The organism is Desulfoluna sp. (genome assembly GCF_030145185.1).
GTDB lineage: Bacteria > Desulfobacterota > Desulfobacteria > Desulfobacterales > Desulfolunaceae > Desulfoluna.
In genome coordinates, this window is record NZ_JAQYWB010000108.1 from 1 (window position 1) to 12,427 (window position 12,427).

Annotated in this window: 12 protein-coding genes; 5 read left to right on the plus strand and 7 right to left on the minus strand. The window is 54.9% G+C overall.

The annotated features are described in order from the left end of the window. Nucleotides 1-274, plus strand: a 274-nt coding sequence (locus tag Q1Q75_RS21220) for a hypothetical protein (protein WP_300674974.1), incomplete at its 5' end; no start/stop codon positions are given. A 1,150-nt stretch (nucleotides 275-1,424) separates the two neighbouring features. Here Q1Q75_RS21220 and Q1Q75_RS21225 read toward each other — a convergent pair. The 7 genes from Q1Q75_RS21225 to Q1Q75_RS21255 form a co-directional block, all read right to left on the minus strand. Next, nucleotides 1,425-1,793, minus strand: coding sequence for a (2Fe-2S) ferredoxin domain-containing protein (locus Q1Q75_RS21225; protein ID WP_300674975.1), 369 nt, complete (start codon nucleotides 1,791-1,793; stop codon nucleotides 1,425-1,427). Between the two features lie 212 nt (nucleotides 1,794-2,005). After that, nucleotides 2,006-2,551 (minus strand): ATP-binding protein, encoded by a 546-nt coding sequence (locus tag Q1Q75_RS21230; protein ID WP_300674976.1) that lies wholly within the window; start codon nucleotides 2,549-2,551, stop codon nucleotides 2,006-2,008. Then, nucleotides 2,548-3,321 (minus strand): PHP domain-containing protein, encoded by a 774-nt coding sequence (locus tag Q1Q75_RS21235; RefSeq protein ID WP_300674977.1) that lies wholly within the window; start codon nucleotides 3,319-3,321, stop codon nucleotides 2,548-2,550. The genes Q1Q75_RS21230 and Q1Q75_RS21235 overlap by 4 nt, the downstream gene beginning before the upstream one ends. 2 nt (nucleotides 3,322-3,323) lie before the next feature. Next, nucleotides 3,324-3,659, minus strand: coding sequence for a hypothetical protein (locus tag Q1Q75_RS21240; RefSeq protein WP_300674978.1), 336 nt, complete (start codon nucleotides 3,657-3,659; stop codon nucleotides 3,324-3,326). Between the two features lie 15 nt (nucleotides 3,660-3,674). Continuing rightward, nucleotides 3,675-5,015 carry a [Fe-Fe] hydrogenase large subunit C-terminal domain-containing protein gene (locus Q1Q75_RS21245; protein ID WP_300674979.1) on the minus strand — a complete coding sequence of 447 codons (1,341 nt, stop codon included), beginning with the start codon at nucleotides 5,013-5,015 and terminating at the stop codon, nucleotides 3,675-3,677. Continuing rightward, nucleotides 5,012-5,446, minus strand: coding sequence for an ATP-binding protein (locus tag Q1Q75_RS21250; protein WP_300674980.1), 435 nt, complete (start codon nucleotides 5,444-5,446; stop codon nucleotides 5,012-5,014). The genes Q1Q75_RS21245 and Q1Q75_RS21250 overlap by 4 nt, the downstream gene beginning before the upstream one ends. A 172-nt stretch (nucleotides 5,447-5,618) precedes the next feature. Further along, the gene (locus Q1Q75_RS21255) at nucleotides 5,619-5,972 is read right to left on the minus strand and encodes a DRTGG domain-containing protein (RefSeq protein ID WP_300674981.1); all 354 of its coding nucleotides are present in this window, start codon (nucleotides 5,970-5,972) and stop codon (nucleotides 5,619-5,621) included. A gap of 468 nt (nucleotides 5,973-6,440) precedes the next feature. Here Q1Q75_RS21255 and Q1Q75_RS21260 point away from each other — a divergent pair, with 468 nt between their 5' ends. The 4 genes from Q1Q75_RS21260 to Q1Q75_RS22680 all read left to right on the plus strand — a co-directional run. Then, complete coding sequence (locus Q1Q75_RS21260) at nucleotides 6,441-6,935, plus strand: NAD(P)H-dependent oxidoreductase subunit E (RefSeq protein ID WP_300674982.1); 495 nt, start codon at nucleotides 6,441-6,443, stop codon at nucleotides 6,933-6,935. Between the two features lie 167 nt (nucleotides 6,936-7,102). Next, complete coding sequence (nuoF, locus tag Q1Q75_RS21265; protein ID WP_300674983.1) at nucleotides 7,103-8,890, plus strand: NADH-quinone oxidoreductase subunit NuoF; 1,788 nt, start codon at nucleotides 7,103-7,105, stop codon at nucleotides 8,888-8,890. Nucleotides 8,891-9,147: 257 nt separating this feature from the next. Further along, nucleotides 9,148-11,859: a formate dehydrogenase subunit alpha gene (gene fdhF, locus Q1Q75_RS21270; RefSeq protein ID WP_300674985.1), complete on the plus strand. Its 2,712-nt coding sequence runs from the start codon at nucleotides 9,148-9,150 to the stop codon at nucleotides 11,857-11,859. A 411-nt stretch (nucleotides 11,860-12,270) separates the two neighbouring features. After that, a partial coding sequence (locus Q1Q75_RS22680; protein ID WP_366945281.1) for a 2Fe-2S iron-sulfur cluster-binding protein occupies nucleotides 12,271-12,427 on the plus strand: 157 nt, incomplete at its 3' end.

The following is a 12,427-nucleotide window of genomic DNA, read 5'->3' on the forward strand; positions in this document are numbered from 1 at the left end:
GGAATCTGATGTGAGCAACCTTGATTTGAAGAACGGAACCGTATTGGGAACAATTTTTGATCCTTTTAATCTTGGAACCCCGGAGTCCCCCCTGTCGCTCACTGCGACGGTCACCAAAACCACCGCCGGCGGTTCTACCACTGATGACGGTTCTACCACCGACAATCAAGGAACGCAAGAGGTCAACACCGGTGTCACGCCGACAACAGAGGATAGCGGAGGTGGCGGTGGTGGCGGGTGTTTCATTGAAGCCACAAGCCAGCACGGACACTAAAAACCCGGGTCATTCTCATCTTCTTCCCCCGAAGAAGAGATCTCACGCTCCTGACCCAAGAAATAGCGATCATACCGTCGCCATGAAGGGCTGGGAGTCACTGCCCCCTTTCATTCATGATAAGGGGATATAGGGCAAGAGGCCCTAACCCGGATATTTCATGAGAAAACAATCAGGACTAAGGAATAATCCGTAATGACAGTTCTTCGCAGTAATATTTTCAGTCGTTTCAAAAATGCAAAATGTAATGTTCACCATTCAGCTTCATCCTGTCTCTGCCTGGTCTCTTTTTGAAAAAAGTTTCGCAAAAACGTTTCAGCCCGTAGGGTGCGGCACCCGCACCGTTCAACGTCACGCAAGCCGCCGGCCCCGTCTCAACACTTATCACAAAATGCGGCGTTGCAGGTTTATCGGATGTTAAGCGGTGCGCACGGCGCACCCTACCTTTCACATCGACACGGTTACCAAAGGCCAGACCCTTTATGCGGTTTCTTTCTTCATCGCCCCTGCTGCATCGGTGTGTGGCGATTGGGTGGCATGAACTGAATAGTTACCAATAAAAATTGTTTACCATTCATTTTCAGCCATATTTACTGAATCATCGGGCACGTATAGGTTCTGCACGACTCCTGTCCGGTGGATACGGTTAGAACCCTGATGGGCAAAGGCAGTACCGTGCCCATCGGGCGCGGCTATAACCGCCCACGGCGGGGACCGGTGTCGGGTTTCCGGTATTTTGTCATTTTCATCGTTGCGGGTTCCCCCAATGAAAGATGGGCACGCTTCGCGCTTTGCCCATCCCACGGGCCGTCGCAGTGCGGATGATGGGGGGGCTGAGAAAGGATGGTAATCAGAAAATAAAATCTCTTTTGGGTCCGCTGAATGCGGCACTGTTCGTGTTTTTCGTGTATGACCATCCTCCCTATCGGCCGAATAGATTGGTCATTTTCCCGCAGCTGAATAGTTACAATATAGTTTACCGTTTTCTACTCGTTTTCGTAAAATATCCGGGCTATATTCGCACGGCCATAAAGAAGAGCCCTCCCCAAAAAGGCGGCATGGACACACTCCATCCTGCCGCCTTCATCATCGGTTCCATCAGACATGACCTGGCACGTCGTCCGGCTGCCAAATGTCTTTCAGACCCAAGCTACATCGTCGCCATGGCAAAGTCGGACTGAACCTCTCCCAGGAGCACATGACGTTTAAACACCTGACGCATCTTGTTGGCATTCATCAGCTGATAGGCGACGGGGGCCTCCCCGTCAATCTCAACGGTCACGTTGGGTTCGCTGCTGCACATCCCCAGACAACCGGCCGCCATCACGCGGATGTCAACGCGGTCAGTGGCGTCCATCTCTTCCATCAGGGCGTCCATGACAGCCCGGGCACCGGATGCGATGCCACAGGTCCCCATGTGCACCGTCACAAGCACCCTGGCCTTGCCTTCACGCAATGAGATATCCTTAGATACCTTTTCCTTCAGTGCTTTGAGGTCTGCAACAGAGAGTTTTGCCATATCAACGTCTCCTTCCCAATCTGGTGTCTGTTGGCCCTGAGCACATCAGGGCGTGGTAAGCCGTAATCTCCCCGGCGATAGAGTCAAAAAATAAAATTTCGGGGTTAAATCCAAGACTAACAACGTCCGTCTTTAAATCAAACCTTTTTCTCATCTTTGAGATGACGATAAAAAGCCGAACTGCATAGATAGCGACGCATTCGAACCTCTTTTTATCTTTCTTTAAGCCTCTCAAGTTCCTCTTCAATTCCTGCCTTCAGGTGCCGGAGCACGGCAGGCTCATTCAAGGGGACTCCTTCCAGCTCCTGCCGAATCTTCCGCGTATCGAATTCAAACTCACGCCCATTGTACAAATGACAATAGAAAAAATCCACCTCCGGGTAACCCGCCATCAGCACTTCAAGGGTCATGGCCATGTCCCCCAGAGGCGCCCGGTCGATATGACGGTACAAAAAAGAGCAGGTCACACGGGACCCCTTCCCTTCCTCAGAAGCAAAGGAGAACCCTCCGCCACAGCGTTCGGCGGCGGCTTTCAGAAGAGAGAGTCCCATCCCCACACGCCGGGTGGTACGGGAGGTAAAAAAAGGATCCGACACCTTCGCCTGCTGCTCGGCAGAGAGGCCTCGTCCGTTATCGGAAATAGCGACAGAAAGAAGATTGCGATCCACCGCCTCATCCACCCACAAGGTGATCAGGTCGGCACCGGCAGTAATCCCATTTTCAACCACATCTAAAATATGCAGGGAGATCTCTTTCATACCGGCCCCCACAAAGAACCGACGACGGCTTTCTCTTTATAGCCCGCCACCGAACGACCGGCCACCCCGTGAAGGGCCATGGCCAGCTCAGAAAAACTGGGTTCTTCCATCTCAAAGAGGGTACTCCAGCGCCCCACATCCTCCGGGAAATGGGCATCCGAGGAGGTGATAACCGTAAACCCCGCAGCATGGGATAAAGGGAAAGCCCCTTGAATCCCCGGCAGGGTCATCTCCACCGCATCGAGCACAAGGTCCGGGGGCATAAAGCCCAGTTGAGAGATCACGGAAAAACTCGGGCGGTCGATGTGGGCACAGACCACCAATCCGCCGATCCGACGGATGGAATTCACCACCTCCGTCACCCCCTGATCCAGGGCACCCAAAAGAAAGTCGGTACACTCTCCCGTAAAATTGCCTTCGGCATCGGCCTCAATCTGGTAGCCGAAAACCTCCGGGGTGTTGGTGCCCGTCAGGTGTGCCGCCAGATACGCCTGAATCCCATGCGTCATCTCCATATTTTCAAACAGCGCCAGCAGATGAATCTCCTCTGCCGTGCAAATCTCACAGCCGGGAAGAACCTGAAGAGAGCATCCCTCGGCGGCCTCGACCACCGCAGCGCAATTGGCCGTGCTGTTGTGGTCACAGATGGCGATCAGGTCCAAGCCGCTGGCAAGCGCTCTCTCCACCACCCGCTTCGGATCCATGGAGAGATCCCCGCAAGGCGAAAGGCAGGTATGAATATGCAGATCAGCGGAGAGGTGGCGCATCATGGTCAACCCAGGCCCTCACTGAAGAGTTTACCGACCAATTCATAGGCACTGCCCTTCCAGGAGAGAAGGGGAATGCCTTCTGCGTTGGCTTTATCCATGGTCTCTTTGTCGGGTTTGTTGCCCGAGCTAATCACCACCGCGGCAAATTCCCTGAGAATGGCCACAGCCACAATATTCTGATGCCCCTGCACGGTAATCCAGACAGACTCCGCAGCTGCATTGGCAATCACTTCACTCAACAAATCCCCGCAATACCCGGCCCGCACCTCCCGGTCCAACCCGCCTTCGCCGGCTTCCACTTTCAGACCGTATCGTTCAATCATTTCGCTGACACGCATGCCCGCACTCCTCACTTACCTGTTCATGTATTCCGTTACCTGCGCCACCGTCAGCCCCCTGGCCCGAAGAACCAGGCAATCATCGGCGGAGGCATCCCCGCGTATCACGTCCTCGGCAAAGGTACGGCAATCCGGGGCACCGCAGGCGGCGCAATCTCGACCGTTGATCAGCTGAACCAGCCCGTCAATTTTTCGCATCTCCTCAATGGTAAAGGAGTGACCGGCAAACCCCTCACTGACCAAACCGCCCTGCTCCGTTCGTCTGGAAAAGAACCACTCTTTCTCATAGAGCCTGTTGATGCGGTCCCGATTCAAACGCTTGCCTGTCCCCAGAAGATTAATCATCCGCTGACAGGCACTTTTCGCCAGGTATTTATCAATGGCCGTCAGAGCCCCGCCGATGCACCCTTCGGTGCACGCACGAAGCTCAATGTATTCGATGTCCCGAAAAAGCCCCATTTCAATCTTTTCGAGCATACTGACCGTTTCATCAATGCCTGAGACCGAAAGAGATTTTTCGATATGAGAGGCAACGATTTCTCCACCGACCATCCCCCAAAGGAGGCCATCCCCCGAGGTACACTGCTCAAACTCATAACTGGAAAAAGTCATGGGAATGTCATCAAGGCTTCGAACATGCTCCACCTCTTTTGCTAACTGAGTATAGATATCACAAATACCCATAGCGTATGGCCCCCCGTTGGTAAAGGACTGATCCGGCGTTTTCGGGTCGTCTCCTTTTTTGGTGGGACAGGGGTTGATGTAATACATACTGATAAAGCCTTCGTTCACCCCATAGTGTTTACTCAAGATTCGGGTCACTTGCTTCGCCATGATGGCCACGGGTCGCATGATGGGATGAATATGAGGAATAAGGCTCGGAAAACGCGTCTGAATCAACCGCATGACCACCGGACAAACCGGCGAGATCAATGGCCAGGGGGCCTTGCCGACCTCTCGATTCTCCCTTACAAACTCTTCGGTGGCACACTGAAACATCTCAAAAAAATACGACATGTCCACGGTGTGATGGAAGCCGAGTCGCTTGAGGCCTTTTAAGATATCTCTGGGAAGCACGCCGGGAAACTGAGCGTAAAGAATGGGAGTGACCAGAGCCACTGAGATACGGCTCTTTTTCAGGTGGGACAAATCGGTGGTGGCGGCTCGAACGGCCCCCGTGTGACAAATACGCAAACAATTTCCGCATCCGATACAGGCCGACTGCATATGCACGACTTTGCCATGTCGAACGCGAAGGGCTTTGGTGGGGCACCCTTTGACACACCGGGTGCATCCGTCACAAAGGGAGGTGTCAAAACTAACGTAACAACCGGTCCCATGATGAACAGAATTCATGGGCACCTCCCACCGACGGAGAACACCATGGTCACCGCCGTCCCCTGCCCCGGCGAGGAATCCACGGTGATCTCGTCGGAATTCCGCTTCATGTTGGGAAGCCCCATCCCAGCCCCGAAGCCCATCTCCCGGTACTCGTCACGGGCCGTGGAATACCCCTCCTGCATGGCCAGTTCCGTGTTCTCAATTCCCGGCCCCGTGTCGGCCACCTCGAGCCGAATCTCATCCGCCGCGATCACCACCGTCAACACCCCGTCGCCACCATGCATGACCAGGTTCATCTCTGCTTCATACCCACAGATGGCAACGCGCCGCACAAGATCGGGGCAATAGCTGAGAGACTTCAGCGTATTCTTCACATGAATGGACGCTTCTCCGGCATGGATGAAATCACCATGTCTCACCGGGTAGGTCCGCCTGAGTCGGTTCATGGTCCTGTTACTCCAAATAACGCAGGTCACATCTGGCGCCCCCTGATTTACCGGAGCCCCCTCCGGCACACCCGTCTTACGCCCTGCCGAATGACTGAATCCGGCCCCTGCCCATGCTGAGGTTCCCCAAAGGGCATGAATGTACAATTCATCAACCGATCGGGGCAGCAGATCAGCGCGCTCCATCGTGGCCCGCCATCCCACTTGAATAAAGCCGGCCACAGGCGACAAACATAGAAAGCCGTGTCGTTAGAACAGGCAGGCCCTCTCGTTTTGCCAGTTCCAGCACCTCGTCCGGCGGTGCCTTACCCCGGACAAACACGATGCCCCCCACCCCGGAGACCACCGCAGTGCGCACCGCCTGCACTGTGGGCAGCCCCGTTAAAAAGACCCCGCCATCCGCGAAATTAGCCAGAAGATCACTCATGAGGTCACTGCCTCTGCAGATCTCGAACTCCCTGTCCAGATGCGGTTCTCCTGATAGAAGCTTCGCCTCCAGAACTCTGGCAATATCAACAAGTTTCATCTTTGGACCCCAAGTAAGCTGTCATGACAGTGTCGTGACGGACCGGCCTTTAAACCAAGATGCCCACATTGAACACCGTTCCAATTTTTAAAAATAGTTAAAGGCCGAGGCCACCAAAAACATGATAAAAAAACACGGGCCTTAATAAAATTAACAATCTAAAATAAAACGAAAAACAGGACAATTAAACAGCGGAAGAGTCCCCCAGATGAGATAATTCAAGATATATTTCATTGTCCGATTACTGTCAATGGAAAGTAATTACCTCAAAGGTATTCATTTTCTACTGCCAATTCAAAGTTTCCCCTTGCATTCTAACCGACAAGCAATTATTCATTTTTAATGGTACGGAAATGAAATTGCACTGGGCTCCCTCCTTCGGGACCCACGCAATAAACTCCAACTATTAATCACTCATTCTAATTCAACGGAATCGAAGAACACCGTTCTTCGGCTTGGAGACTTGCCATGGTTATGGACCACCATCCCGAGCATCCGGACGTCACCGCTGAGATGTGGACCCGCATCGACACCATCCTTGATGAACACAGCTCCGTCCCCGGTTCGCTCATTACGGCCCTGCGCCTTTGCCAGGACACCGTCGGTTACCTCCCTCCCCCCCTTCTTGATTACATCGCCGAAGGCATGAATCTAGCCTCAAGTCAAGTATTCGGGGTGGCTACTTTTTACTCTCTTTTTTCTCTCAAGCCCAAGGGTCGCAACATCATAAAAGCGTGTACAGGGACCGCCTGTTACGTCAAAGGGATCAAAGAAATACTGAATCACATCCGCAACAGCTACAGTATTTCCGAAGGGGAGACCATGCCGGACCGTCGCTTTACGCTGGAAGGCGTCCGCTGCCTGGGGGCCTGTGGCCTCGCCCCTGTCATGGTTGTCAATGAAGACATCCACGGCAATGTAGATCCCAAGCAGGTGAAAGGCATTCTGGAAGATTATCAGTAAGCACCCATGGATTTCGAACAGCGACAAGGCCGAGATGCGCCCCTTTAACGGACGCAATCCTGCATGCGTCCAGATTAGTCAGGGTACGCTGCCACGAGAACAGGAAACACCGAACACTCGGACGACCTTCGAACTCTATAAAAGCGACTCCAAATCAGGAGAAAGAGATGAGTAAAGCAAGAATGCAGCTGATGCTGTGCAGCGGTACCGGATGCCATGCTACCGGCAGCAAACGTTTCCATGAAGCACTCGATGCTGAGCTGAATCGTCAGGGGCTCACCGATGAAATCAAGATAGTTGAGACCGGCTGCAACGGGTTTTGTGCCGTGGGGCCTGTCATGCTGGTCCAACCCGAAGGGATCTTCTACCAGAAACTCACCGCAGAGGATGTCCCCGAGCTGGTGGAGGAACATTTCCTCAAAGGCCGCCCTGTACCCCGTCTCTTTTTCAAAGAGCACATGAGTAAAGAAAAGATACCTCACATCGACGACATCCCTTTCTTCTCCAACCAGGTTTATCGCGCCATGCGAAACAAAGGGGCCATTGACCCGGAGGTCATCGACGAATACATCGCCCGTGACGGTTATTTCGGTGCCGCCAAAGCCCTTAATGAGATGAGCTCCGAAGAGATCATCGATGAAATGCTGACCTCAGGCCTTCGGGGCCGAGGCGGGGCAGGGTTTCCCACGGGCCTCAAGTGGAAATTCGCCCATTCCAGCAAAGGGGCAGAAAAATACGTCCTCTGCAACGCCGACGAAGGAGACCCCGGGGCCTTCATGGACCGAAGCATCCTGGAATCCGACCCCCATGTAATCTTGGAGGGGATGACCATCGCGGCCAAGGCCATCAACGCGACAAAAGGCTACATTTACTGCCGTACAGAATACCAGCTGGCCATCCGGCGCCTTGAGATCGCCATCGCCCAGGCCAAAGAGTATGGACTCCTGGGAACGAACATCCTCGGCTCGGGGTTCGACTTCGACATCGAAATCTACCAGGGTGCCGGCGCCTTTGTCTGCGGAGAAGAGACTGCCCTCATGCGCTCCATCGAGGGCAAACGCGGCATGCCCCGCCCTCGGCCTCCCTTCCCTGCCTACAAGGGACTTTGGGACAAGCCCACCATTTTGAACAATGTAGAATCCTTTGCAAACGTCCCGCAGATCATCCTTAAAGGGGGAGAGTGGTACGCCTCCATCGGCACCGAAAAAAGCAAAGGAACCAAAGTATTCGCCCTCTCCGGCGACATCAACAACATCGGCCTCGTGGAAGTGCCCATGGGCCTGCCGATCCGCACCTTGATCTACGACATCGGCGGTGGCATTCCCAACAAACGTAAATTCAAGGCTGTCCAGTTGGGCGGACCCTCCGGCGGCTGCGTGCCCGAGCAGCACCTGGACACCCTCATCGACTACGAAGAGATCGCCAAGGTCGGGGCCATCATGGGCTCTGGTGGTGCCATTGTCATGGACGACCGCACCTGCATGGTGGACATGGCCCGTTTTTTTATGGATTTTATTCAAGATGAGTCCTGCGGCAAATGCACCCCCTGTCGGGAAGGCACCCGCCGCATCCTCGAAATCCTGGAGAGAATCTGTGACGGCAAAGGCGAAGCGGCCGACCTGAAATCCCTGGAAGATCTCTGTGAGGTGACCAGCAACTCTTCACTGTGCGGCCTCGGCCAGACCGCCGCAAACCCCGTGCTCTCCACCATGCGTTTTTTCATGGACGAGTACAAGGCCCACATCTTCGAGAAACGATGCCCGGCCAAGACCTGCCAGGCCCTGCTGAAGTTCACGGTAGATGCCGAAAAATGTAAGAAGTGCGGTCTTTGCTTCAAGGCATGCCCGGCTGACGCCATTGTCTGGAAGAAAAAAGAGGTGGCCTTTATCGACACAACGAAATGCATTCAGTGCATGAGCTGCTACGATAAATGCCCCTTTGACGCCATTGATTAATGGCAAAAAGATAGGGGTTACCCCATAAATTTGCTGATGACGGGTATCGTCCCGGCCATACCCGTCATGATAGAATCAACCATCACTTCGCCTCTCGACGGAGAGGCGAAGGAATCGTGTGGCATACGTATCTGATCTCCGCTTTTAAAACAAATCCTCTCGCCACCAGAGGTGTGTGTATCCTCCCAACCGCTGTGGTTTCTTTTTTACCATGGCAGACTAGCCTTAACCAAAAAACAGACAAGGTGAGACTTGAGATGGAACATAAAGACAAGAGCATGATCATCGACGGAAGGGCACTTCGATTCACCGAAGGCGAAACCATCCTGGAAGTTGCCAGGCGCAACCACATCGATATCCCCACCCTCTGCCACCTGAAGGGAGCCACCCCCACGGGTGCCTGTCGAGTCTGCGTGGTCGAAGTCGAGGGAGCCCGAACCCTCATGACCTCCTGCACCGTCCCGGCCACAGCGGGCATGGTGGTCCACTCCGAAAGCCCTGAAGTGATTCGTTCCCGGCGCATGACCATTGAACTCATGCTCACGTCAGGGCGCCACGATGACTGCCTGGTCTGCCCCTCCTCTGGAGACTGCCGTCTCCAGGACCTCGCCTTCCGCTACAAAGTCAAGGGAGCCACCTTCACACCCTCGGGCGTCAAGTATCCCATGGAAGCGGCAAACCCCTTCATTCTCCGGGATTTTTCCAAATGCATCCTCTGCGGTCGTTGCGTCCAGGCCTGCAACGAAGTTCAGGTCAACGAAGCCATCGATTTCGGCTACCGCGGCGCCGAAGCCAAAATCGTCACCAAAGGTGACCGGGCCTTGAAAGATTCAGACTGTGTCTTCTGCGGAGAGTGCGTCCAGGCCTGTCCGGTCGCGGCCCTGGTTCCCAAGAATGCCCGTCTGGTTCCCCGCATGTCTGAAACCCGAGCGGTCAAAACCACCTGCTCCTACTGCGGTGTGGGCTGCCAGATGAACCTCCATGTGAAGAACAACCGGGTCTGGCATGTTACCGGCTGCGAAGAGGTCGCCCCCAACCACGGCAGTCTCTGTGTCAAAGGACGTTACGGATTTGACTTCATCGCCTCGGAGCATCGCCTCACCACCCCCCTGATCAAAGAAAACGGTGCATTCCGGGAAGCCTCCTGGGACGAAGCCCTGGACCTCACGGCCAGGCGATTCAAAGAGATCGCAGGCGCCCATGCCGATGCCGTGGGTGTGCTCACCTCGGCCCGCGTCACCAATGAAGAGAACTACATCGCCCAAAAGTTCGCGCGCACGGTATTGAAAACCAACAATATTGATCACTGCGCACGGTTATGACATTCCTCCACGGTGGCCGGTCTGGCCGCCGCCTTCGGAAGTGGTGCCATGACAAACCCTATTTCAGACATTGAAAAGGCAGACGTCATTCTTGTGACGGGCTCCAACACCACGGAGACCCACCCCGTCATCTCATCGGCGATCAAACGGGCCGCTAAATTCGGTGGCAAAGGGCTCATCGTCATCGACCCCCGTGAGATCACCCTGAAACAGTACGCCACCCTCAAAATGGCCCCCCGACCCGGTGGGGATATTGCCTGGATCAACGGGATGATCCACGTGATTCTTAAAGAGGGGCTTCAGGCAAAAGAATACATCCTTGATCGCACCGAAGGCTTTGACGCCATGGCTGAAGCGGTGGCCCCCTTTACCCCAGAATACGTCGAGAAGATTACCGGCATCCCCGGCAACACCCTGGTAGAAGCCGCACGTCTTTATGCGGGTGCCGAAAAAGGATCCATCCTCTACTGCATGGGCATCACCCAGCACATCAATGGGACCAACGCCGTGAAGTCCCTGGCCAACCTGGCCATGGTCTGCGGCAACCTGGGCATCGAAGGCGGCGGGGTCAATCCCTTGCGCGGACAGAACAACGTCCAGGGTGCCTGCGACATGGGGGGCCTGCCCGACGTCTATCCCGGGTACCGAAAAGTCCATGATGAGAGTCACGCCCAAACCATGGAAAAAGCCTGGGGTGTCACCGGCCTCTCACGCACACCGGGCATCACCGCCACGGATATGGTGGACGCGGCCATCGACGGGACCCTCAAGGCTCTGTACGTCATCGGTGAAAACCCGCTGGTCTCCGAAGCCGATCTCAACCACACGGAAAAAGGGTTTCACAACCTGGAGTTTCTGGTGGTTCAGGACATCTTCATGACCGAAACAGCCCAGGCCGCTAATGTTGTCCTTCCGGCCTTGTGCTTTGCTGAAAAAGAGGGCACCTTCACCAACACGGAACGTCGCGTCCAACGCGTTCGAAAAGCCGTAGACGGTCCAGAAGGCGTCCCTGCGGACTGGGAGATTGTCTGTGACCTCGCACGACGCATGGGCGTCCCCATGGAATTTAAGTCGGCAGAAGCCATTTTTACCGAGCTGGCCGCCGTCACCCCGGCCTTCTCTGGACTCTCATACAAACGCATCGAAAAGGAGGGCATCCCCTGGCCCTGCCCCACGGCAGACCATCCGGGCACACCGCGCCTTCACGTGGGGAGTTTCGCCAAAGGCAAAGGCACCTTCTTTCCCATTGAGTGGACACCCCCGGCGGAAGTCACCGATGCCGAGTACCCCCTGGCCCTGACCACCGGGCGGGTTCTTTACCACTACCACACCGGCACCATGACCCGTAAATCCAAGGGGCTCAACGAGCGTTCCCCCGAATGTTTCGTTGAGATGGCGGGAAGCGATGCCAAAAACTTGGGGCTTAGCGACGGCACCCTGGCGACCGTGACCTCACGACGCGGAAATATCAAGGCACGCGTCAAGGTCAGCCGCCGGATGCACAAAGGGACGGTCTTTATCCCCTTCCACTTCGCCGAAGCCGCCGCCAACCGCCTGACCAACGCCAAGCTGGACCCGGACTCCAAGATTCCTGAGTTCAAGGTCTGTGCGGTTCGCATCGGGTCGGCACCCGAAGCCAGGGGATAAGCCTCTGAACCCCCGGTGTCAAAGCAGGCAAGACCTGTCAGCCTGCTTTTCACACACGGGGTCCCCTTGCATGGCCACCGGATACAGCCCCTGTATCATGACGTCCGGTGGCCTGTTTTTCTGTGACTTGCCGCAGAGTCGTGTTTCATGTACGGTAATTAATCATGATCACCTCATAAAATCGGCTTAGCCCGGATCCGGGTTAGACACAAAATGTGGCCACTGTTCGAGGCAGAAAACTCCGGTTTGACGCCCCGACCTTTTATCGCCGCACCTTATCGTCCACGGGTGCGACCGGTATTAAGGCAAGCCGCAAACAACGATATACCGGGCTCAAGTCTTTGTATGACGCCCTTCTTTTTTAATATGTATGTTTCCGCCGGTCCGAGTCTTTCCGGCACGGAGTGATGTATGGCCAAGTTAACCATCAACGGTATCGCCGTTGAAGCCGATGAGTCCAAGACCCTGCTTGATGTCATTCGTGAAAACCACATTGCTGACATCCCAACCCTTTGCCATGTCGAGAAGACCGATCCCTTCGGATCCTGTTCCCTCTGCGTCGCAGAGG

Bases quoted from the DNA above. Each gene is read 5' to 3' on its own strand.
- Q1Q75_RS21250 (WP_300674980.1), bottom strand. From the start codon at position 5,446: ATGAACCGACTCAGGCGGACCTACCCGGTGAGACATGGTGATTTCATC.
- Q1Q75_RS21240 (WP_300674978.1), bottom strand. From the start codon at position 3,659: ATGCGTGTCAGCGAAATGATTGAACGATACGGTCTGAAAGTGGAAGCC.
- Q1Q75_RS21230 (WP_300674976.1), bottom strand. From the start codon at position 2,551: ATGAAAGAGATCTCCCTGCATATTTTAGATGTGGTTGAAAATGGGATT.
- Q1Q75_RS21245 (WP_300674979.1), bottom strand. From the start codon at position 5,015: ATGAATTCTGTTCATCATGGGACCGGTTGTTACGTTAGTTTTGACACC.
- Q1Q75_RS21255 (WP_300674981.1), bottom strand. From the start codon at position 5,972: ATGAAACTTGTTGATATTGCCAGAGTTCTGGAGGCGAAGCTTCTATCA.
- nuoF (WP_300674983.1), top strand. From the start codon at position 7,103: ATGAGTAAAGCAAGAATGCAGCTGATGCTGTGCAGCGGTACCGGATGC.
- Q1Q75_RS21235 (WP_300674977.1), bottom strand. From the start codon at position 3,321: ATGATGCGCCACCTCTCCGCTGATCTGCATATTCATACCTGCCTTTCG.
- Q1Q75_RS21260 (WP_300674982.1), top strand. From the start codon at position 6,441: ATGGTTATGGACCACCATCCCGAGCATCCGGACGTCACCGCTGAGATG.
- Q1Q75_RS21225 (WP_300674975.1), bottom strand. From the start codon at position 1,793: ATGGCAAAACTCTCTGTTGCAGACCTCAAAGCACTGAAGGAAAAGGTA.